Raw genomic sequence first — 20,724 nt, 5'->3', positions numbered from 1 at the left:
ACGCGGGAGCCTCAGCTCAAGTACTGCGCCGTCGACCCCGCCACCGGCATCTCGCCCATGCCCAGCTTGCGGTGATCCCAACTACGCGTCCTGGTGGCGTCCAGTCGGACGGCGATCCGGTTGTGCATCATCTGATCCACGAACGGCTTCATGTCGTGGCTGTACGGACCGGTGTAGCGCTCCCAGACGCTGATCCCCACGCGCAGTAGCAGTTCCGGGTCGTCGTCGACGATGTGCGCCTGGCCGTCGAAGGACACTCCGCGCAGCGTGTCGTAGGTGTGGCCGTCCTCGATCATGACGGTGAGGCGGGGATCGCGGCGAAGGTTCACCGCCTTCTGCGACTTCGCCTTGGTCTCGAACCAGATGTCCCCGTCGACCACGGCGTACCACATGGCGACCAGATGCGGTCTGCCGTCGGCGGACAGCGTCGCCAGGGTCGCCGTGCGGCTGCGCTCGACGAACTCGACGATCTCGTCGTCGCTCATCACGATCTTCGAACGTTCGTTCTTGCCCATCCGGTATCCCTACCAGGGCTTGCGACCTGAGCACCCACCGGGCCGCCGTTATACCCTCGCCCTTTCGTGTGATCACCGAGTGCGTTGACGAAACGAGACGTGAACCAATGGGCGGACTGAAGGCGGCGCTGATCGCGGCGGCCGTGGCACTGCTGGTCGCCGGCTGCGCGACGACCACCGCCGGTGTGGCCGTCTCACCGCTCTACGATCCATTCCGCGCCGGCGGTCTGCCCGCCGAGGACGGCCCCAGCGGGATCCGAGCGGACGCCCCGGCCCCCGAGGGCGACGTCACGGGCACCGACGGCGGCGACGCCGACAAGTTGGCCACTCTCGGGGTCAACGACGTGACGGAGTTCTGGGAGAAGAACTACGCCGACTCGTTCGACGGATCCTTCAGCGCGATAACGGATCTGGAGTCCTTCAATTCGGAGAGCCCGTCGAGTCCGGAGATCTGCGGGGGGCAGACCTATGACAACCCCAACGCGTTGTTCTGCCCGCCGGATCACCTCATCGCCTGGGACCGTGGCGTGTTGGTGCCACTCGGCCAGCAATTCTTCGGCGACACGTCGATCGCCGCCCTGCTCGCCCACGAGTACGGGCACGCCGTGCAGGACATGGCACACATCGCCGACGACCACACCAGCACGCTGGTCAGTGAGCAACAGGCCGACTGCCTGGCGGGTACCTACGTCCGATGGGTGGCCGAGGGCAAGTCGCGGCGCTTTCAGCTCAGCACCGGCGACGGCCTCAATCACGTTCTGGCCGGGGTGCTCACGCTCCGTGACCCGACCTACGCCGCCGACGACGCACCGTATCTGGAGCAGGGTCACGGCACCGCCCTCGACCGCATCAGCGCCTTCCAGATGGGCTTCACCTCGGGGGCTGCGGAGTGCGGCAAGATCGACATGAACGAGATCACCCAGCGGCGTGGGGATTTGCCGTTGACGCTCCCCGCGCAGACTGGCGACGAGCCGATCTCCGGCGACGTCACGGTGACCGAGGACGTGCTCACCTCCCTCGTCGACGTGCTCGGCACGGTGTTCAAGCCGGCCAACCCGCCCAAACTGTCGTTCGACACGCCACAGTGCTCCGACGCCAAACCCGGCCCAGCGGCGTCGTACTGCCCAGCCAGCAACACCGTTTACGCCGACGTCGCCACGCTGGCGGAGATGGGCAAGCCGTCCGACCGTGAGGACTACACCCTGCTCCAAGGTGACGACACCGCGCTGTCGGTCGTGACATCGCGCTATGTGCTGGCGGTCGAGCACGAGCGCGACACGCCGCTCGACACCGCCGCCGCCGCGTTGCGGACGGCCTGCCTGACCGGGGTCGCGCAGAGTGCGATGTCCGAGGACAAGGGACTGGCATTGAGCTTGACCGCCGGGGATCTCGACGAGGCGGTGGCAGGTCTGTTGACCAACGGCATGGTGGCGAGCAACGTCGACGGCGAGACGGTGCCAGCCGGATTCACCCGAATCGTGGCGTTTCGGTCCGGCCTGGGCGGCGACGCAGATCTTTGCTACAACCGCTTCAAGTAAAGCTTCAGGAGATGGTGGCCCTTGGCCACGGCATCGTTGGCTATCATGATGTTCGTTCCCGGTAACACCAAGAGTGCGAGGAGGGTTGGCGGCCAGTGGCAAAGAAGACCGTCGTCGAATGGGTCGACGACATCGACGGAACCGCTGCGTCGGAGACGGTGACGTTCACCATCGACGGTTCCCGATACGAAATCGACCTCTCGGAGAAGAACGCCGCCAAGCTGCGAAAGACCATGAGTGGCTGGATCGAGGCCAGCCGCCGGGCGTCGAGCCGCCGCGCGAAGAGCGCACAGCAGCCCAAGAACGATTCCTCGGAGTCGACCAAGGCCCGAAAGTGGGCCATGGACAACGGCTTAGACGTCGGCCCGCGTGGCCGCCTGCGGTCCGAGGTCATCGACGCCTACCGGACGCGGTCGACCGCCGAGAAGTGACGCCGAGGCGTCAGCCGCGAAGGGTGCTGCCCTGCAGCCATTCTCGCCAGGGCACGCTCCAGTCACCGTTCTGCCATCTCTCCAGCGCCTCGCCGCCGGTGTTGCGGACCTCGACGACGTCCCCCGGTTCAGAGAATTCGTAGAACCAGCGAGCGTCCTCGGCGCTGAGATTCAGACACCCCGCCGAGACGTTGGTGTTGCCCTGAGCCCACACCGTCGCCTCCCGTTCGTGGAGGTAGATCCCGTCGGGGCTGATTCGCGTGGCGTACGGCACGCTGATCCGGTAGCCGGACGCCGACTCCACCGGTAGCCCGTAGGTCGAGGAATCCATCATCACCGGGTTGGCCTTGTCCATCACCGTGTAGACACCGCGCTGGGTCCAGAAGTGAATCGTCTTGCCGCCCACGGTTTCGGTGCCGCCGCGGCCCATCGAGGTCGGCATGGTCCTGACGAGCTTTCCGCCGTCGTACACGCTGACCTGCTTGGTGAGGTCGTCGGCGATGGTCACGTGGGAGCGCCCAATCGTGAAGCCGACGCTGCTGTCCTCTTGACCGTAGAGACCCTGGCCGAGCTCGGTGCCGTAGAGACCCGCCGCGACGCGGACGGCGGTGTTGGGCGGGAAGTACTCCCGCGGACGCCAGTGTGCCTTGCGGTCGTCGACCCAGGACCACGCCCCGACCACGGGCGGGTCGGTCATGACGTTCATCCGGCGCTCCGCGGCGGGCCGGTCGACGATGGGCGCGTCGAAGCGCGCGACGATCACCGTTCCCACGCCATACGTTGCGCCGTCCCGCAATTCGGCTCCCGAGGTGGTGGTCAGCGTGACGCCGGTCTGCCGTTGGGGCACGACCGTGGAGAAGCGGGTCGTCTTCGTGGTGACGGTGGCGTCGGTGCCCTGGCCGGTGGCCGTGAGCGTGTAGGTACGTCCGTATCCGAGAGGCACCGCGGGCCGCCACGCCGTCGCGTCGGCGGTCATGGCTCCCTCGATCGTCCTACCCTCCTCGTTGACCAGCCGCACCTCGGTCAACGTGCCGGAGTGAGCGGCCACCCAGGGTGCGTCGGCGGGGACGACGTCGCGGGCCCCCGTCGGTGGATACAACGCCAGCCGGGGTGGCTCGGCCGTGGCGATCGGCTCGGCGGGCGTGGCGGTGCCGTCGGGGGAATCCGGGCGGAAACCGTCGCCTGTCACGACGGCCAATGCGGCCACGACGGCGATCAGGGTGGGCAACGCGGCGCGGCGTCGGCGTAGGGGGGTCACGGGCACGTCTCCGGTCGGCACAGCATCTACGTAGCAGCATAGTAGATGGAGCCGACGCATACATTCCAATATTCGCATGTGTCGATGTATGCTCCCTGCATGGCAGAGAGCTCACACGATCACGGGCCCGGCGGACACTCCCATGGTGTCTCGGCCGACGCCGATCGAAAGTGGTTGACACTGGCGCTGATCCTGATCGTCGGCTTCATGGCTGCCGAAGTCGTCGTCGGCGTCATCGCAGGCTCACTCGCCCTGATCTCCGACGCCGGCCACATGCTCACCGACGCCGTGTCGATCGTCTTGGCGCTGATCGCCATTCGGCTCGCCGCCCGACCCGCGCGCGGCGGCTACACCTACGGCCTCAAGCGCGCGGAGATCCTCTCCGCCCAGGCCAACGGCATCACGCTGCTCCTGCTGGCCGCCTACTTCGTCGTCGAAGGCATCCGCCGACTCGTCGACCCAGGCGAGGTGGAGGGCCTGCTGGTGTTCGTCACCGCGCTGGTAGGCATCGCCGTCAACGTCGCCGCCACCTGGTGCATCAGCCGCGCCAACCGGTCCAGTCTCAACGTCGAGGGCGCCTACCAACACATCCTCAACGACCTCTACGCGTTCATCGCCACCGCGGTCGCCGGCGCCGTCGTCTGGCTCACCGGCTTCGCCCGCGCCGACGCGATCGCCGCGTTGCTCGTCGCGGCCCTCATGGTCAAGGCCGGCTGGGGTCTGGTGCGCGCCAGCGGACGCATCTTCCTCGAGGCCGCTCCCGAGGGCGTCGACCCCGCGGTAGTCGGGGCCGAACTAGTCGAGGTCGGCGCCGTGGTCGAGGTGCACGATCTGCACATCTGGCAGATCACCTCGGGTGAGGCGGCCCTGTCCGCGCACGTCATCGTCGGCGACGGCGCCGATTGTCACGCCATCCGCGGCGAGCTCGAACGGATCCTGCTCGAACGGCACCACATCGACCACACCACCCTGCAGGTCGACCACGTGTGCGCCGACGACCCCGACGAGCACTGCGCCGAGCCGCACGGTCAGTCCTACCGCAGTTAGCGCTACGTCGAGCGCGGCACCCGGATGCCGTACTGACTTATCTTGCGGTACAACGTCGCCCGGCTCATCCCGAGTTCGCGGGCGGCCTCCGCCATGGTCGGCGCACTGCGGGCCGACAGCACCCTGATGATCTCGCCCCGCTCGAAGGCCTCGATGCGGGACAGGTTCCGCGACGGGCCGGCGAGCACCTCCGGCGGCAGGCTGCCGACGTCGACCACGTCGTTGCGATTGGCCGCGTGGGCCACGACGCGCGCCAGTTGGTCGACGTTTCCCGGCCACCCGTGACTCTGCAGCGCTCGAGCCGCCGCCGGGCTGACGGCGACGTCACGGCCGCGCGCACGCTTGGCGATGTGCGCGGCGAGCGGCAACACGTCCTCCGGTCGGTCCCGCAGCGGCGGGACCTCGACGACGGCGTCGACGAGACCCGCCAACGCCGACGGGATGTCCTCGAAGCGCTCCGCGGTGACGGCGAACGGCACCCTGGCCTCACGGCTGGACCGGATCACCAGATCCCGGAGTTGGTCGGCCACCCACGTCGGCAGCGCGTCGACGTCGCGCACGACCACCGCGGTGTGTTCCTTGCCGAGCTCGGGGGTCCAGAGGCCCAACCAGGTCTGGACGTCGGAGTCTCCAGGGGCGCTGGCCGAGAGGATCCGGTCCCGCGGGTAGGTATGCCGCGCGGCCTGGGCCAGCAGCGTCGCGCGCCCCGACCCGGGTTCGCCGATGGCGGCGACCACACTGCCCGCGGCCATGGCCCGCTCCGCGGTCGACACCGCGGCGTTCCAGGACTCCGACAGGTCGTGCAGGCTCCCGGAACCCGGCTCTAGTCGCGGCATCTCCACCCTGAAGACCTGCCCACGCGGCGTCTGACGGGGACGACGTCCGTTCGACCTCGCCAGCATCAGCGCGGCGGTGTTGCTCGCGGCCGACCGGGCCAGCGCGAGGAGTAGCTCACTCGATGATTGCGACCAGGTGGTCAGGTTGACGCACCCCTCCAGCCGGCCGGTGGAGGCGTCCAGGACGGGGACGGCCGCGCAGGTGAACGTGCACAGGTTCATCGCGTAATGCTGGTCGGCGCGGACCAACGTCGGCGCCCGGTCGGCCAACGCGAGGCCCAGTCCGTTGGTGCCGACGTCGCGTTCGGCGTAGGCGAAGCCCGGCGCGAGATGAACGTCGTCGAGGGCTCGCAGCAGCCCGTGGTCACCGCTCATCCGGCTCAGCACCACCCCGTCGGCGTCGGTCAGCATCATGCTGACCGGCTCGCCGTCGAGGGTCCGGTGCAGGTCGAGGAGCACTTCGTTGCCGCACTCGGCGAACAGCGAATCCAGATGGTCGGTGCCGGTGAAGACCGGTTCGACGCTGTCGGACGGCACGCCATAGCCCTCGCTGCGCTCCCAGGACGCCAACAGGCGCCGGGGCACCTCGGGTGCCTCGCGATGCTGCAGGTGATGCAGCTTCATTCGATCGGGTAGGCCGTCACTCACGCTGTGATCCACGTTACAAGCAGCGTGCCGGATCGGGAACGCGCGGCGTTCGGTCTGCAGTCTCAGATTGAGACGCCGAGCGCCTCGTCCAGAGCGAACACCGTCCCTAGGCTCCGGTCAGTTGATGTGACAGCCCTCACACCACTCACGGACTTTAGGGAGACCTCGTGTATCGCAAGGACGGCAACAGCTACTTCATCGTCGACGCTCACGTCGCCCTGTGGGACGCCCGGCCGGAGAACCAGCGCAACATCCACGGCAAGCAGTTCATCGACTGCTTCTACGACTACCACCGCAACCTCTCGCCGGAATCCGAGGTCTGGAGTTACGAGGACTACCTGTATCAGGGCGGCGAGCGCCTGATGAAGGACCTGTTCACCGACGGGTACGTCGACCACGCCATCTTCCAGCCCGCCCACCTCGGGGAGTTCTACTACAAGGGCTTCGGGCAGACCGACGAAGCCTCCGAGCTGGCCAAGAAGCATCCCGACAAGCTGACCTACAACCACAACTTCGACCCCCGCAACGGCGAGGCCGGCCTCGACCAGTTCCGCGAGGACGCCGCCAAGTTCGGCCTCAAGGGCGTGAAGCTCTACACCGCCGAGTGGCACGGCGAGTCCCGCGGCTGGAGCCTGACCGATCCGTGGGCCTACCGATACTTCGAGGCCTGCCGAGAGCTCGGGGTGACGAACATCCACGTGCACAAGGGCCCGACCATCCGGCCGCTGGACCGTGACGCGTTCGACGTCGCCGACATCGATCACGTGGCGTCGGACTTCACCGACCTGAACTTCATCGTCGAGCACTGCGGGCTGCCGCGATTGGAAGACTTCTGCTGGATCGCCACGCAGGAGCCGAACGTGCACGCCGGCCTGGCCGTCGCGATGCCGTTCATCCACACCCGCCCGAAGTACTTCGGCCAGATCATGGGTGAGCTCCTGTACTGGATCGGTGAGGATCGCATCCAGTTCTCGTCGGACTACGCGATCTGGACGCCACGCTGGCTGGTCGAAGCCTTCGTCGACTTCCAGATCCCCGCCGAGCTCGCCGAGTACGCGCCGATCACCACCGACCAGAAGAAGAAGATCCTCGGCCTCAACGCGGCGAAGATGTACGACATCCCGGTGCCGGCCGAGCTGCAGCTCGCCGACGCCGACGAACCGGCCGTCGGACCGCGCGGCGCCGACGAGACCGCAGATCACCTCGTGGGGGCATGACGTGGACCGGGCGTACCTGCGCGACGACGTCTTGCGCGCCCTCGACGTCGTCATCGATCCCGAGCTCGACGAGCCGATCACCGACTTGGGCTTCGTGCACACGGTCGACGTCGACGGCAACGGTGACGTCGAAGTGCACCTGCGCCTCCCGACCTCGTTCTGCGCGCCCAACTTCGCCTACCTGATGGCGTCGGACGCGAAGGACGTTCTGGTGGCTCTGGATTGGACGAACGAGGTGACCGTCGAACTGGACGACCACCACGACTCGGAGATCATCAACACCGGCCTGGCCGCCGACGCCGGGTACCGCGGCACCTTCCGGCACGAGGCGGACGACGGCCTGGAGGATCTGCGACTGACGTTCCAGCGCAAGGCGCACACCGCGGCAATGGAGCGCTGCCTGACCGCGCTGCTACGCGCCGACCCGGCGCGCCCGGTCGAGGAGCTCGGGCGGGTCCGCATCGCCGATCTACCTGACGACGCCGTTCGCGATTCGCTGCTTCGACGACGGGCCGCCATCGGATTGCCATGCACAGCAGAGGATTTGGTGATGGTCGACCACGTCGGCAACGGGTATCCCTCCGACGCCGTTCCGACGGCGTTGCGGCGCGCCCGCTCCACCAGGATCTCGATAGAGGGCAACGCCCACTTCTGCCGAGGCCTGCTACGTACGCGGTACGTCGACGGTGGCAGCGAAAGCCTCTCGGCAACAACGGATCTCGAACTGACATTCTCGGGAAGGAACGCATTTCAATGAGCAGGATGAAGGCCGTCCAGGTCGTCGGCTACCACCAGAACCTGGAGATGGCAGAGGTCGAGAAGCCCACGCCGCAGGGCCCGTTCGACGTCATCGTGAAGATCGGCGGTGCGGGCGTGTGCCGCACCGACCTGCACATCCTGGAAGGCCAGTGGGCCGAGAAGTCGCAGGTGCAGCTGCCGTACACCATCGGCCACGAGAACGCCGGCTGGGTGGAGGCCGTCGGCTCGGCGGTCACCAACGTCGCCGAGGGTGACAAGGTGATCGTCCATCCCCTTATCACCTGCGGGCTGTGCCGGGCGTGCCGTTCTGGCGACGACGTGCACTGCGAAGCGAATCAGTTCCCCGGCATCGACACGAACGGCGGGTACGCCGAGTACTTGAAGACCTCGGCACGCAGCGTGGTGAAGATCGACGACTCGCTGGAGCCGTCCGACGTGGCCGCGCTGGCCGACGCCGGCCTGACTGCCTACCACGCCGCGGCCAAGGCGGCTCGAAAGCTGACTCCGCGCGACCGCGTCGTCATCATCGGCGCAGGCGGCCTGGGCCACATCGGAATTCAAGTTCTGAAGTCGTTGTCCCCGGCCGAACTGATCGTCGTCGACCGCAATCCGGAGGCGCTCAAGCTCGCCGAGGCGATCGGCGCCGACCATGGTGTGGCGGCCGACGGCAGTCACGTGCAGCAGGTGCTCGACCTCACCGGCGGCAACGGTGCCGAGGCCGTCGTCGACTTCGTCGGCGAGGGTGGCGCCACCGCGGAGGGCGTGGCCATGCTGCGCGGTGCGGGTGACTACTACGTCGTCGGGTACGGCGAGAACATCGACGTGCCCACCATCGACATCGTCTCCAGCGAGATCAACTTCATCGGCAACCTCGTCGGGTCCTACAACGACCTGTGCGACCTGATGGCTCTCGCCGCCCGCGGCAAGGTCAACCTGCACACGCAGAAGTATCCGCTGGACGAGTTCCAGTCGGCCATCACCGATCTCGACAATGGCAACGTTCGCGGACGCGCCATCCTGATCCCGTAGGAGGACTGATCTGCCATGATCTTCATCGTCGTCAAGTGGACCCCGAAGCCCGAGCACGTCGAGGACTTCCCCAGCGTGGTCGCCGAGTTCACCGAGGCCACCCGCAACGAACCGGGCAACCTGTTCTTCGAGTGGTCGCGCAGTGTGGACGACCCCGGCGAATACGTGTTGGTGGAGGGGTTCCGCGACGGTGACGCCGGTGGTGAGCACGTCAACAGTGAGCACTTCAAGAAGTTCGTCGCCATGGCTCCGAGCGTCTTGGCGTCGACGCCGCTGATCATCAGTGACTCCGTCGGCGCCGACGGCTGGGGCGAGATGGGCGAAATCACGGTCTGACGGCACTTTCTCGGGCCCCTCTCAGGAACCCGTCAGCCGCTCCTCATGGACGCGGCGCAGGCTCCTGAGAGGGAAGGGAGTGTGCGATGGTCGCCAGCCTGCTGAGTTTCGCGCTGTTGCTGTTCGAGATCGTCCTGATCGCCAGGATGGTCGTCGACTGGGTCGGGATGCTGTCCCCCCAGGCCGGTGGCGGCGCCAGCATGTACCAGGCGCGCAGGGTGACCCACGGGATCACCGAACCCGTGCTGGCCCCCGTGCGGCGCGTGCTGAGACCCGTCCGGGTGGGGTCGGTGTCGATCGACCTCGCCTTCACCGTCGTATTCGTCGCGGTGCTGATCCTTCGCGCCGTGGTGCCCGCGGTCATCCCGTTCTGACCCGAGCGCGGCGCAGACCGTCAGCAAACTCCCAGGAGCGCCCGCCATCATCTCCCGGTGAGCAGTCTGAGCTATCTCGAAGCGACCGTCGTCGGTCTGCTCCAGGGCGTCACGGAATTGTTCCCCGTCTCCAGCCTCGGGCACTCGGTGCTGGTGCCCGCGTTGATCGGGGGGCGGTGGGCCACCGATCTGGACGTGTCGGCGCCGGAGTCGCCGTACCTCGCGTTCATCGTCGGTCTGCACGTGGCGACCGCGGCCGCGCTGCTTCTGTTCTTCTGGCGGGACTGGGTGCAAATCGTCACCGGCTTCGTCACCTCGGTGCGGTACCGACGCATCGAGACCACCGGTGAACGCCTGGCCTGGCTGATCATCGTCGGCACGGTCCCCGTCGGCCTCGTCGGTCTGGCGCTCGAACACACCTTCCGCACGACCCTGGGCAAACCCGTTCCCGCCGCCGCATTCCTCGTGGTCAACGGCGTCGTCCTATATGCCGGAGAGCGGCTGCGCAGACGGCGCGACGGCGGCGTGGCGACCGCCACGGCGGACGCCGGCACGGATGAGAGCCTCGCCCGCACGCCGTTGGCACGTGGTGCGCTCATCGGGGCCGCGCAAACGTTGGCCCTGCTTCCTGGCATCAGCCGATCGGGCGTCACCATGACCGCAGGTTTGCTCCGCGGGCTCACCCATGACGAGGCCGCTCGGTTCTCGTTCCTGCTGGCAACGCCGGTCATCCTCGCCGCGGGCGTGCTGAAGGTCCCAGACTTGTTCGGCCCGTTGGGTTCCGGAATCCACGGGCAGGTACTGGCGGGCAGCGTCGCGTCATTCGTCAGTGCCTATCTGGCCGTGCGTTTCTTGACCAAGTACTTCCACACCCGCACCATGACGCCGTTCGCAATCTATTGCGTCGTCGCCGGCGCAGGCAGCTTGCTCTGGCTCACGCTGCGGTGAGGGCAGCCGCCCACTCGTCGACTGGCGACGGCCGGAGGGGTCCACGTATCCTGAGCCGGGCGTTCGGCGTGGCGCGCGTATGCGCCGGGGTTGATTCAGACCACCCCCACAGCCGCGCCACGAGGTTCTTCCCGGATGGTGGGAGGCGGCGGTCAATCGAAGGTGGCGGTGATGGGTGAGCGTGCGCGTCACCTGATGCCGCCTGCCGGCGGTCCCCGCTCGAGCGCGCGAAGGTTGATGCGCGGCGGACTGGCCCTCCTCACGGCCGTCGTCGTGGCGACGACCGGCTTCGGCTGGTGGACCCTGCACGGCATGCTCAGTGGCATCACCGTCTCGCAGGCCCTTGGGGCGGACGCCCCGCACTCCACCGGAACCGCGGTCAACATCCTGTTGATCGGTCTGGACTCCCGCAAGGACCAGAACGGCGACGACCTGCCGCAGAACGTCCTCGACCAGCTGCACGCCGGCGATTCCGACTCCGGCGGCTACAACACCAACACGCTGATCCTGGTGCACCTGGCCGAGGACGGCAGCGTCGAGGCGTTCTCCATACCCCGCGACGACTACGTCAGCGTGAAGGGGATCGTCCCGGGGTACAGCCACATCAAGATCAAAGAGGCGTACGGTCTGACGAAGGCCGACGAGGAGCAGAAGCTCGTCGACGACGGCGAGACCGATCAGGCCACCCTGGAGAAGCAGGGCCGCGAGGCAGGCCGCAAGGCCACCCTGGCGGTGGTGCGGTCGCTGACCGGCGTGCCGATCGATTACTTCGCCGAGGTGAACCTCGCCGGCTTCTACGACGTGGCCGAGAGCCTGGGCGGTGTCGAGGTGTGCCTCAACCACGCGGTGCACGACGACTACTCCGGCGCTGACTTCCCCGCCGGGCGCCAGACTCTCGACGCCCAGCAGGCGCTGGCATTCGTGCGGCAGCGGCACGGCCTCGACAACGGCGACCTCGACCGTACGCACCGCCAGCAGGCGTTCCTGATCGCCGTCATCCGCCAGCTCCAGGATTCGGGATCCTTCAGCGACGTGGGCAAGCTCAATTCGTTGATGGGTGTCGCCCGCAAGGATTTGGTGCTCTCCAGCGGATGGGACCAAAGCCTGTTCCAGCGCATCGGCGGGCTCTCCGGTGAGCAGGTGCACTATCAAACGCTGCCGGTGATCCGCTACGACGTGGTCAACGGCCAGGACGTCAACATCGTCGACCCGGAGGCGATTCGCTCACTGGTGACGACGACCTTCGCCGACCCGTCGGCGGCCGCCACGCCGGCACCGGTCCCGGCCTCCGAGGTCACCGTGGACGTAGTCAATGCCAGCGGCGTCCGCGGACTGGCCACCGAGGCGTCGGACATCTTGACGCACAAGGGATATCGCGAAGGCGACTTAAGCCTTGGCGCGGCGGGCGAGACGACGGCGACCGCCGTCGAGTACGGCGTGGGTGGCGAACCGTCGGCGCAGGCCGTCGCGTCGGTGCTCGACATCGGCACCCCGCCGCAGCCTGCCGCCGACCTGACCGCAGGGCACGTCAGGGTGGTCCTCGGCGACGGATACTCCCTGCCCACCGCCGTCGCGAGCATGGCAACGGCACCGTCGGGCGGCGAGGCGCTGGGCATCGACGTCGGCAGCTCCGACGACCCCGCCCCGGACCAAGGGCTGCCGATCAGCGGCAGCGGAATCCCCTGTGTGAATTAGCTATTCGAACAGCTGATCTCGAGACAGAGCGCACTCGCCGAGTTGGGTTCCACCTCCGCGCGCTCATCGTCACCGTTCGAGAATTCTTCGCGGTATGTGACCTACTAGCGCCACTGAACCACCACCTATACAGTAAACGGTGACCGGTAATATTTTACTAAGGCCATTGCCCAGAGAGTGGAGCACGCACCCAATGAAGATCGTCGAAGCCAACGTCTTCGATTACCGCCTGAACTACAGCCACGGCGAATACGTCATGTCCGGGGGACGTGCGGCAGTGGCGCAGGTCGGCACGCTGGTTCGGTTGCGCACCGACGAGGGGGCCGACGGCTGGGGGGAAGTCACCCCGCTGGGGTCGACCTACCTACCCACCTCGCCCGAGGTCATCCGGGCTGCGCTCACCCAGCTCCTGCCCGGGGTGATCGGGGCGGATCCGACGAATCTCTCGTCCGTGCACCGGCTCCTGGACGGCATCGCCCTGGGGCAGGGTTTTGCCAAGAGTGCCCTCGACATCGCGTGCTGGGATCTGCTGGGTCAACACGCCGGCATGCCGATCGCCGCCCTGCTGGGTGGGGTCCTGCAGGAGGACTTTCCGATTTACGAGGCCGTACCGCTGGGCAGCCCACAGAGCATGGCCGACTTCGTCACTGCCCGCCGAAAGGCTGGTATCACGCAGTTTCAGCTCAAGGTCGGCAACCGGCCCGACGACGACATTGCCCGCGCGCGGGCATGCGCCGAGGCCGGCGGCGGAGAGGCGGTGATCATCGCCGACTCCAACGGGGGCTGGAACATCCTCGACGGCCAGCTCGCCATGCGGGGCATGGAAGATTTGCCCGTCTACGTCGAACAGCCGTGCCGCACCACCGCCGACTCGATCATCGCGCACCGGAACTGTCGCGTACCTCTGGTGCTCGACGAGTCGATCACCGACACCGAGCACGTGTTCGACGCCAAACACGCGGCCGGCGCGATGGGAGTCAACCTCAAGCTCAGCCGTGTCGGCGGTCTCACCAAGGCCGCCCGCATGCGCGACCTGCTGCAGGACCTCAACATGATGATCTCAGTCGAGGACACGTGGGGCGGGGACGTCATCACCGCCGCGGTGAGCCACCTCGCCGCCAGCACACGCCCCGAGAACCTGTTGACGGCGTCATTCTTCAACGATTGGACCGACGGGCACGTCGCCGGATACTCGCCGCGCTCACGCAACGGACGCGGCTCGGCGCCCACGGCGCCGGGCCTCGGAATCCAGGTCGACCCGACGGCGCTGTCGGCGCCGATCTTCACCACCGGAACCTGATCACCGGGACCCGATCGCGCTGTCGGACCGGACCCCCGCACACCCGTAACACGCCGAAAATGCAAGGAGCACAACATGACCGCGGCATCGATCGTCCTTCCCGACACCGTGAAGACGCAGGCCTACATCGACGGCGCCTTCGTCGACGCGTCTGACGGGTCGACATTCGCCAACATCTCACCGGCGACCAACGAGGTCCTGAACGAGGTGGCGGCCTGCACCGCACAGGACGTCGACACCGCCGTCGCCGCGGCGCGGCGCGCCTTCGACGCCGGCCACTGGAGCCGCATCGCACCAGCCGACCGCAAGGCCGTGCTGCTGCGATTCGCCGACCTCGTCGAACAGCACGCCGAGGAGCTCGCCCACATCGACTCCGTCGACGCCGGCAAACCGATCAGCGACTGCATCGACGGCGACCTGCCCGATGTCGTGTTGACCATCCGCTGGTACGCCGAGGCCGTCGACAAGGTGTTCGGCAAGGTGTCCCCGACCGGCACCGACAACGTGGGGCTGGTCGTCCGCGAGCCCGCCGGTGTCGTTGCCGTGGTGGTGCCCTGGAACTTCCCGTCGAACACGCTGTCGTGGAAGATCGGTCCCGCTCTGGCCGCCGGCAACTCGGTCATCGTCAAACCCGCCGAACTGTCTCCGCTCAGCGCGCTGCGCTACGCCGAGCTCGCCACCGAAGCTGGCATCCCCGCCGGTGTATTCAACGTTCTGCCCGGTCTTGGACACGTCACCGGCAAGGCCCTCGGCCTGCACCCCGACGTCGACGTCGTGAGTTTCACCGGATCCACAGAGGTTGGCCGGATGTTCCTGAAGTACGCCGCCGACAGCAACCTCAAGCAGGTTGCCCTCGAGATGGGCGGCAAGAGCCCGCAGATCGTGTTCGCCGACATGGCCGACGAACTCGCGCAGGTCGCCGAAGACCTTGCCGGGGCTGCCTTCTGGAATGGCGGGCAGAACTGCTCGGCGGGGTCACGCATACTCGTGCACAACTCGATCAAGAAGGACTTCGTCGAGCACATGGTCGGGCTGGCGCAGGCCCGCGTCGTCGGCGACCCCGCCGACGTCGGCACCGAGATCGGCCCGCTGATCGAACCCAGCGCCAAGGAGCGCGTGCTCCGCTTCCTCGACGGAGCCCGCACGAACGGGGCGACCGTTCACGGCGGCGAATCCATCCTCGAGGAGACGGGCGGAAACTACGTGTCCCCGGCGGTCGTCGACGAGGTCGACCCGCAGGCCGCCGTCGTTCGTGAGGAGATCTTCGGCCCGGTCGTCGCCGTGGTGGGTTTCGACACCGAGGACGACGCGATTGCGTTGGCCAACGACACCGCGTACGGGCTGGCCGCGAACATTTGGACCCGCGACATCAACACCGCGTTGCGCGTCGCCAAGGCCGTGAGGGCCGGCACCGTGGCAGTCAACGGATTCAGCGAAGGCGACATCTCCACGCCGTTTGGGGGGTTTGGCATCTCCGGCTTCGGCGGGCATGACAAGGGTTTGGAGGCGTTCGACCAGTACACCGAGCTGAAGACCATTTGGATCACGCTTCGCTGAGACCGCTGAGAGTAGAATATTACCGATTACCGGTGATAGGCTATCGGTACTATCCAGATCCACCTGCCTCAGTAGGAAGTACCGTCATGACTCAGAAGCCCTGGCACGGAATCGTCGTCGCCTCCACGTTGCCGTTCACCGATGATCTGTCGGTCGACTACGACCGTTTTCAGCAGCACGTGCGTTACCTCGCCGACAACGGCGTCGACGGCATCACCCCGAACGGGTCGCTGGGCGAGTACCAGGTCCTCACCGCGAAGGAGCGGGCTCGGGTCGTCGAGGCCGCCGTCGAGGCGGCGCCGGAAGGTTTCAGCGTCATTCCCGGGGTGGGCGCCTACGGATCGGCGGAGTCGCTGCGGTGGACCGAGCAGGCGCAGGCCGCCGGCGCAGACGCCGTGCTGGCTCTGCCGCCGAACTCCTACCGTGCCAGCGACGACGAGGTTGTCGCCCACTACCGCGAGGTCGCCAAGGCCGGTCTGCCGATCGTGGCCTACAACAACCCGTTCGACACCCGCATCGATCTGACCGCCGAACTGCTGTCCCGGGTCGCCGAGATCGACCAGGTGGTTGCGGTCAAGGAATTCTCCGGCGACATCAGGCGGATCACGTCCATCCAGCGGCTGGCCCCACAGATCGACGTGCTCTCGGGCGCCGACGACAACGTCTTCGAGGCCACCCTGCTCGGCGCGGTTGGCTGGATCGGCGGGTTCTCCAATGCCTTGCCGCAGCAGTGCGCGAAGATCTACGAGTACGGCACCACCGGTCAGGTCGAGAAGGGCCGGGCCCTCTACGCGCACCTGCAGGCCGCGTTCTTCTGGGACACCACCCACCAGTTCGTACAGGCCATCAAACTGGCCCAGGACGTCGCCGGCGGCTACGGCGGCCCCTGCCGCGCTCCGCGCGGCCCGCTGCCCGACGACGTGCGGGAGCAGGTCGTCAAGGACGTCGAACAGGCGCTGGCCGCCACACTCTGACGACGCTCACCCACGTACGAGATCCCGATGCCCGCGCTCCCCGCCACCGGGGAGCGCGGTCGTCGGCGACACCGCCTCCTCTCCCACCACCGTTAGGACGTCCCGACCGTGCCCACCACGCCAGCCGTCAACCCCCGCACTGGCGAGGCGCTCGAGGTCCCCGCCGAAGACACCACCGACGCCGAGGTGCGGCGACTCTGCGAGCGCGCCGCCGTCGTGGCCCCGGCACTGGCGGCGCTATCCCGCCACGATCGCGCCGACTTGCTCGAGCGCATCGCCGACGGCATCGACGCTCACCGCGATCGACTGGTCGACATCGCCGTCCGCGAAACCGGTTTCACCGCAATGAAACTGGGTGGCGAGGCCACCCGCGCGGCCTTCCAGTTCCGGTTCTTCGCCGAGGTGGTCCGCGACGGTGCCTACCTCGAAGCGATCGTCGACCACGCCGCCGACACCCCGATGGGTCCGCGGCCGGATTTGCGTCGCTGGCTCATCCCCCTGGGCCCGATCGCGGTGTTCGGCGCCAGCAATTTCCCGTTCGCCTTCTCCGTCTTGGGCGGCGACACCGCGTCCGCGTTGGCCGCCGGCAACCCGGTCATCGTCAAGGCGCACGCCTCACATCCCCATACGTCTGACATCTCCTACCAGATACTCGCCGACGCCCTGCGCGACGGCGGCGCTCCCGAAGGCTCGATCGGCGTCGTGTACGGGCTCGCCGCTGGCGCGGCTCTAGTCGCCGACCCGGCGGTCACGGCGGTCGGGTTCACCGGCTCTGTCGGCGGAGGGAAGGCGTTGCTGGACGTCATCTCTGGCCGGCCCGACCCGATCCCGTTCTTTGGCGAGCTCTCGAGCCTGAACCCCGTCATCGTCACCCCGTCGGCGGCGCGCAACCGGGGCGCCGAAATCGGCGCGGGTCTAGTGGCGTCGTTCACCCTGGGTTCGGGCCAACTGTGCACCAAGCCAGGGTTCGTCCTGGTTCCCGACGACGAGGACGGCACCGCCGTCGTCGACGCTGCGTGCAGCGCTCTGGCCCACAGCACCGATCACGTGCTGCTCAGCGAAGGGATCCGCGACGCTTATCAGCTCTCAGTCTCCGACTACGCCCAGCATCGCGAAATGACCAGCTACACAGCCCCTCTCGCCACCGGACCCGGTTACCACGTCACCGCGAAGTTGGTCGAGGTGGACCTAGACGACCTGTCCGAGGCGATGATTCACGAGACGTTCGGACCGGTGGCGGTCATCGCGCGGTATCGGGCCGCAGAGCTCGACGCGTCGGCGGCCCAACTGCTGCAGCGTCTCCCGGATTCGCTCACCGTCACCGTGCACAGCACCGACGACGACGACAACGCCGGACTGCTGGCGCTGGCGACCGCGCACGCCGGCCGCGTTCTGTTCGGCGGCTTCCCCACCGGAGTAGCGGTGTCGTGGGCGCAAACTCACGGCGGTCCGTGGCCGGCGACCAACGCGGCACACACCTCGGTCGGTGCGACGGCCATCCGCCGGTTTCTGCGCCCGGTCACCTACCAGAACGTGCCCACCGACCTGTTGCCCGACGAACTTCGGGACGGTCCCTGCCCCGTTGCCCGGCGGGTCGACGGCGTCCTGCAGCTTGCGGACACCGACACCGGGACCAGGTAGGCAGGACCGCGACCTCGCCGCACCGGCTCTACACGGGCTCCCCATCCGGTCAGATGTAACATGCTACCTAGCGCGTTGCATCGACGGGTTTGCCCGCAGCGCCGAGGGAGGATCGCCATGTTGAGCACGACCGCCAGCCTCAAGCAACCCAGTTTGCGGGACCAGGCATTACGCGTGATTCGAGAGGGAATGGTGTCGGGCGAACTGGCACCTGGTGAGATCTACTCGGCCACCGCCCTGGCCAATCAGCTTGGCGTGTCGGCGAGCCCGGTGCGCGAGGCCATGCTGACCTTGGTCAACCAGGGGCTGATGGAAGCCGTCCGCAACCGCGGCTTTCGAGTACTGCCCCTCGACGACGACGACCGGCGTGAAATCTACGAGATGCGCACCCTGCTCGAGATCCCCGCGACCGCCGCACTCGCCGGCCGCCAGGAGATCGCCGACGACTACGAGACGTACCGAGGGATCGCCGAGGAGATCGTCGCCGCGGCACGCCGCGGTGACCTGATCGACTACCTCGACGCCGACCGCCGATTCCATCTGGGGCTGCTGGCGTTCGGCAACAACCACCGCCTCGTGCACGCGATCGACGGGCTGCGCGACAACACCCGCCTCTATGGGCTGAAGAACCTCTCCGACAACGGCACGTTGGTCGCCTCAGCCGAAGAGCACCTCCCCATCCTGGACGCGATCGTCGCCGATCGGCCCGACGAAGTCCGCGATCTCATGCAGCACCATCTGCGTCACATCCGCGGCGACTGGGCAGACCCGGGCTTCGTCGCACCCCGATGACGGCGGCGCGGCGTCCCGAACCGAAGACGAAAACCCCCCGCACCCAAAGGGTTCGGGGGGTTTCGTGGCGTGTGCCTAGCTCATGGCCCGCTCGGCGCGGCCGTCGGAGCTCGAGGCCGCGACGGGTGCGGCGTGTTCGGCGAGCACACCGAGCTTGCCGCGACGCGTGAGATACACCGCGAACGCGAGGCCGAGCATGATCGCCGGTGCGAGCACCCCGCCCCACTGCAGGTAGAAGTGGAACGGTTCGGCTGGGTTGTAGACCACCGGACGCGGCCAGGCGATGTTGACGATCATCACCACCGCCCACACCACGGCCAGTACCGCGATCACCGGGCCCAGCTTGCCGAGGGTGAAGTAGCCCTTCTCCGGGCGGGCCCAGCGGCCCGTGACCCGCAGCATCGCGAACGGGGCCACCACCAACAGGTAGGACACCAGCGCCAGGATGATGGTGCAGCCGCTGACGACCAGGAAGATCTGCGGTTGACCCATGTTGACCAGCAGGATCCCCACGGCAAGCACGCCGACCATCACCGTTGGCACCACCGCAACCTTGATGCGCTCGCTGACCTTCGACACGTACCTCGACCCCGGGAACGCGTTGTCGCGGGCCATGGCGAACATCAGGTTGACGGCGCCGGTCTGGTTGGCCATGCCGCAGACGAACACCGCGAAGGCGCCGCACACCAGGAAGACGTCGCCGACCGTGTCCCCCAGGGTGCTCTTGACGATGTAGGTCAGGCCGCCGGAGGCGATGTCCTCGGAGCTCAGGTCCTTTACCGCCATCACCGCGAGCAAGATGAGGAAGGCGCCGAAGACGCCGGAGGCCAGCAGGGCGCGGATGATGGCCTTGGGGCCGTTCTTGCGGGGATTGATGGTCTCCTCGCTCAGCGACGTTGCCGAGTCGAAACCCCACATGACGTAGAGGCCCAGCAACAAGCACAGCATCAGCGCGCCGAGATAGCCTGAGCTGTAGCTACTTTCGGTGTGGTTGGTTTGCATGACCACCGACGGTCCGCGCTGGGCGTGAACCAGCAGCAGAACCATCAACGCCAACGCGGCCACCAGTTCGACCGTGACCCCGATGTTGTTGACCATCGCGCGCACCTTGGTGCCACACAGCAGCACGATGGTCGTGCCCACCAGCATCAGGGCACCGAGGATGACGGAGTTGACACTGGCGTCATTGGGTCCGGTGCCGTCGCCGTAGATCCAGAAGACGGGGGAGATGCTCGGCAGGATCGCCTGCATTGCCAAGGCCACCGCCGCGGTGGAGACCACCAGGGCCAGGATCATCGACGAGCCCGCCATCCAGGCGACCGCCGGCTTGGTGATGTGTTTGGCCCAGTTGTAGACCGACCCGGTCAACGGGTACTTGACGGCCAGTTCGGCGAAGACCAGTGCGAAGAGCATTTGCCCGCCCAGAGCGACGATCCACGCCCAGAAGGACGCCGGCCCGCCGCTGGAATAGGTGAACCCGAACAGCAGGAACATTCCGGTGAGAATCGAGATGAAGGCGAATCCGGTGGCGAAGGTGGAGAACTGGCCCAGCGAGCGCGTGAGCTCCTGTCGGTATCCGAGCTTGGCGAGAAGCTCATCATCTGCGTGGTGGTCGTAGCCGGGCATGTCCCTGCACTTTCTGTCGATGCGGACCGCTGCCACCTAACCGGCAACCGGTAATATCTTACCGGTTACTATGCGACTGACGGCGGCTCGTGTCAACGCAACGGGCGCGACGTCACCCGAACGAGCGGAACGACTGACCCGCGCCGCGGCTCGGACCGGTGACCCGTGACATGTAACATGGCACTGACAAGTGACACTAGTGG

The 20,724-nt window shown here is 67.2% G+C and carries 19 protein-coding genes; 15 read left to right on the top strand and 4 right to left on the bottom strand.

The window, feature by feature from the left end; genetic code table 11:
• Nucleotides 1–11: 11 nt before the first annotated feature.
• On the bottom strand, nucleotides 12–515 hold the full coding sequence (locus H7K45_RS09435; protein ID WP_263995522.1) for a pyridoxamine 5'-phosphate oxidase family protein: 504 nt from the start codon (nucleotides 513–515) through the stop codon (nucleotides 12–14).
• 107 nt (nucleotides 516–622) lie between these two features.
• Between H7K45_RS09435 and H7K45_RS09430 the strand changes: the two genes are divergently transcribed.
• Both H7K45_RS09430 and H7K45_RS09425 read left to right on the top strand, forming a co-directional pair.
• Nucleotides 623–2,053, top strand: a complete 1,431-nt coding sequence (locus H7K45_RS09430) for a neutral zinc metallopeptidase (RefSeq protein ID WP_263995521.1) — start codon at nucleotides 623–625, stop codon at nucleotides 2,051–2,053.
• A 95-nt stretch (nucleotides 2,054–2,148) separates the two neighbouring features.
• Complete coding sequence (locus tag H7K45_RS09425) at nucleotides 2,149–2,484, top strand: histone-like nucleoid-structuring protein Lsr2 (protein WP_263995520.1); 336 nt, start codon at nucleotides 2,149–2,151, stop codon at nucleotides 2,482–2,484.
• Between the two features lie 10 nt (nucleotides 2,485–2,494).
• On the opposite strand, the gene H7K45_RS09420 is transcribed toward H7K45_RS09425, so the two are convergent.
• A complete protein-coding gene (locus H7K45_RS09420) occupies nucleotides 2,495–3,742 on the bottom strand; it encodes a L,D-transpeptidase (RefSeq protein ID WP_263995519.1) in 1,248 nt (415 codons plus the stop codon).
• A 99-nt stretch (nucleotides 3,743–3,841) separates the two neighbouring features.
• On the opposite strand from H7K45_RS09420, the gene H7K45_RS09415 reads away from it, so the two are divergent.
• Nucleotides 3,842–4,789, top strand: coding sequence for a cation diffusion facilitator family transporter (locus H7K45_RS09415; protein ID WP_263995518.1), 948 nt, complete (start codon nucleotides 3,842–3,844; stop codon nucleotides 4,787–4,789).
• Between the two features lie 2 nt (nucleotides 4,790–4,791).
• Here the strand turns inward: H7K45_RS09415 and H7K45_RS09410 are convergent, their stop codons facing one another.
• Nucleotides 4,792–6,273, bottom strand: coding sequence for an AAA-type ATPase lid domain-containing protein (locus H7K45_RS09410; protein ID WP_263995517.1), 1,482 nt, complete (start codon nucleotides 6,271–6,273; stop codon nucleotides 4,792–4,794).
• Between the two features lie 167 nt (nucleotides 6,274–6,440).
• On the opposite strand from H7K45_RS09410, the gene H7K45_RS09405 reads away from it, so the two are divergent.
• The 12 genes from H7K45_RS09405 to H7K45_RS09350 all read left to right on the top strand — a co-directional run bounded on the left by H7K45_RS09405 (nucleotide 6,441) and on the right by H7K45_RS09350 (nucleotide 18,895).
• Nucleotides 6,441–7,490: an amidohydrolase family protein gene (locus H7K45_RS09405; RefSeq protein ID WP_263995516.1), complete on the top strand. Its 1,050-nt coding sequence runs from the start codon at nucleotides 6,441–6,443 to the stop codon at nucleotides 7,488–7,490.
• Nucleotide 7,491: 1 nt separating this feature from the next.
• Nucleotides 7,492–8,247, top strand: a complete 756-nt coding sequence (locus H7K45_RS09400; RefSeq protein WP_263995515.1) for a metal-sulfur cluster assembly factor — start codon at nucleotides 7,492–7,494, stop codon at nucleotides 8,245–8,247.
• A 5-nt stretch (nucleotides 8,248–8,252) separates the two neighbouring features.
• Nucleotides 8,253–9,278: an NAD(P)-dependent alcohol dehydrogenase gene (locus H7K45_RS09395; RefSeq protein ID WP_263995652.1), complete on the top strand. Its 1,026-nt coding sequence runs from the start codon at nucleotides 8,253–8,255 to the stop codon at nucleotides 9,276–9,278.
• 15 nt (nucleotides 9,279–9,293) lie between these two features.
• A complete protein-coding gene (locus H7K45_RS09390) occupies nucleotides 9,294–9,614 on the top strand; it encodes a putative quinol monooxygenase (protein WP_263995514.1) in 321 nt (106 codons plus the stop codon).
• An 86-nt stretch (nucleotides 9,615–9,700) separates the two neighbouring features.
• Entirely contained in the window at nucleotides 9,701–9,988 is a 288-nt protein-coding gene (locus tag H7K45_RS09385) for a YggT family protein (protein WP_263995513.1), read from the top strand.
• Nucleotides 9,989–10,045: 57 nt separating this feature from the next.
• The gene (locus H7K45_RS09380) at nucleotides 10,046–10,936 is read left to right on the top strand and encodes an undecaprenyl-diphosphate phosphatase (protein ID WP_263995512.1); all 891 of its coding nucleotides are present in this window, start codon (nucleotides 10,046–10,048) and stop codon (nucleotides 10,934–10,936) included.
• A 171-nt stretch (nucleotides 10,937–11,107) separates the two neighbouring features.
• Nucleotides 11,108–12,631 carry an LCP family protein gene (locus H7K45_RS09375; RefSeq protein WP_263995511.1) on the top strand — a complete coding sequence of 508 codons (1,524 nt, stop codon included), beginning with the start codon at nucleotides 11,108–11,110 and terminating at the stop codon, nucleotides 12,629–12,631.
• Nucleotides 12,632–12,824: 193 nt separating this feature from the next.
• Nucleotides 12,825–13,931, top strand: coding sequence for a mandelate racemase/muconate lactonizing enzyme family protein (locus H7K45_RS09370; protein ID WP_263995510.1), 1,107 nt, complete (start codon nucleotides 12,825–12,827; stop codon nucleotides 13,929–13,931).
• 75 nt (nucleotides 13,932–14,006) lie between these two features.
• Nucleotides 14,007–15,488: an aldehyde dehydrogenase family protein gene (locus H7K45_RS09365; RefSeq protein WP_263995509.1), complete on the top strand. Its 1,482-nt coding sequence runs from the start codon at nucleotides 14,007–14,009 to the stop codon at nucleotides 15,486–15,488.
• Between the two features lie 86 nt (nucleotides 15,489–15,574).
• Nucleotides 15,575–16,462 carry a dihydrodipicolinate synthase family protein gene (locus H7K45_RS09360; protein ID WP_263995508.1) on the top strand — a complete coding sequence of 296 codons (888 nt, stop codon included), beginning with the start codon at nucleotides 15,575–15,577 and terminating at the stop codon, nucleotides 16,460–16,462.
• Nucleotides 16,463–16,570: 108 nt separating this feature from the next.
• Entirely contained in the window at nucleotides 16,571–18,103 is a 1,533-nt protein-coding gene (locus tag H7K45_RS09355; protein ID WP_263995507.1) for an aldehyde dehydrogenase (NADP(+)), read from the top strand.
• Nucleotides 18,104–18,220: 117 nt separating this feature from the next.
• Nucleotides 18,221–18,895: a GntR family transcriptional regulator gene (locus H7K45_RS09350; protein ID WP_263995506.1), complete on the top strand. Its 675-nt coding sequence runs from the start codon at nucleotides 18,221–18,223 to the stop codon at nucleotides 18,893–18,895.
• A gap of 75 nt (nucleotides 18,896–18,970) precedes the next feature.
• Here the strand turns inward: H7K45_RS09350 and H7K45_RS09345 are convergent, their stop codons facing one another.
• Nucleotides 18,971–20,521 (bottom strand): APC family permease, encoded by a 1,551-nt coding sequence (locus H7K45_RS09345; protein WP_263995505.1) that lies wholly within the window; start codon nucleotides 20,519–20,521, stop codon nucleotides 18,971–18,973.
• Nucleotides 20,522–20,724: the final 203 nt, after the last annotated feature.

The organism is Mycobacterium yunnanensis, assembly GCF_025823185.1.
GTDB lineage: Bacteria > Actinomycetota > Actinomycetes > Mycobacteriales > Mycobacteriaceae > Mycobacterium > Mycobacterium yunnanensis.
Note: the sequence above shows the minus strand (reverse complement) of the source record. Positions and strands in the feature narration are given on the sequence as shown.

Coding starts and splice junctions, on each gene's coding strand:
- H7K45_RS09365 (WP_263995509.1), top strand. CDS start 14,007: ATGACCGCGGCATCGATCGTCCTTCCCGACACCGTGAAGACGCAGGCC.
- H7K45_RS09385 (WP_263995513.1), top strand. CDS start 9,701: ATGGTCGCCAGCCTGCTGAGTTTCGCGCTGTTGCTGTTCGAGATCGTC.
- H7K45_RS09390 (WP_263995514.1), top strand. CDS start 9,294: ATGATCTTCATCGTCGTCAAGTGGACCCCGAAGCCCGAGCACGTCGAG.
- H7K45_RS09430 (WP_263995521.1), top strand. CDS start 623: ATGGGCGGACTGAAGGCGGCGCTGATCGCGGCGGCCGTGGCACTGCTG.
- H7K45_RS09360 (WP_263995508.1), top strand. CDS start 15,575: ATGACTCAGAAGCCCTGGCACGGAATCGTCGTCGCCTCCACGTTGCCG.
- H7K45_RS09370 (WP_263995510.1), top strand. CDS start 12,825: ATGAAGATCGTCGAAGCCAACGTCTTCGATTACCGCCTGAACTACAGC.
- H7K45_RS09415 (WP_263995518.1), top strand. CDS start 3,842: ATGGCAGAGAGCTCACACGATCACGGGCCCGGCGGACACTCCCATGGT.
- H7K45_RS09375 (WP_263995511.1), top strand. CDS start 11,108: ATGGGTGAGCGTGCGCGTCACCTGATGCCGCCTGCCGGCGGTCCCCGC.
- H7K45_RS09345 (WP_263995505.1), bottom strand. CDS start 20,521: ATGCCCGGCTACGACCACCACGCAGATGATGAGCTTCTCGCCAAGCTC.
- H7K45_RS09395 (WP_263995652.1), top strand. CDS start 8,253: ATGAAGGCCGTCCAGGTCGTCGGCTACCACCAGAACCTGGAGATGGCA.
- H7K45_RS09435 (WP_263995522.1), bottom strand. CDS start 515: ATGGGCAAGAACGAACGTTCGAAGATCGTGATGAGCGACGACGAGATC.
- H7K45_RS09350 (WP_263995506.1), top strand. CDS start 18,221: ATGTTGAGCACGACCGCCAGCCTCAAGCAACCCAGTTTGCGGGACCAG.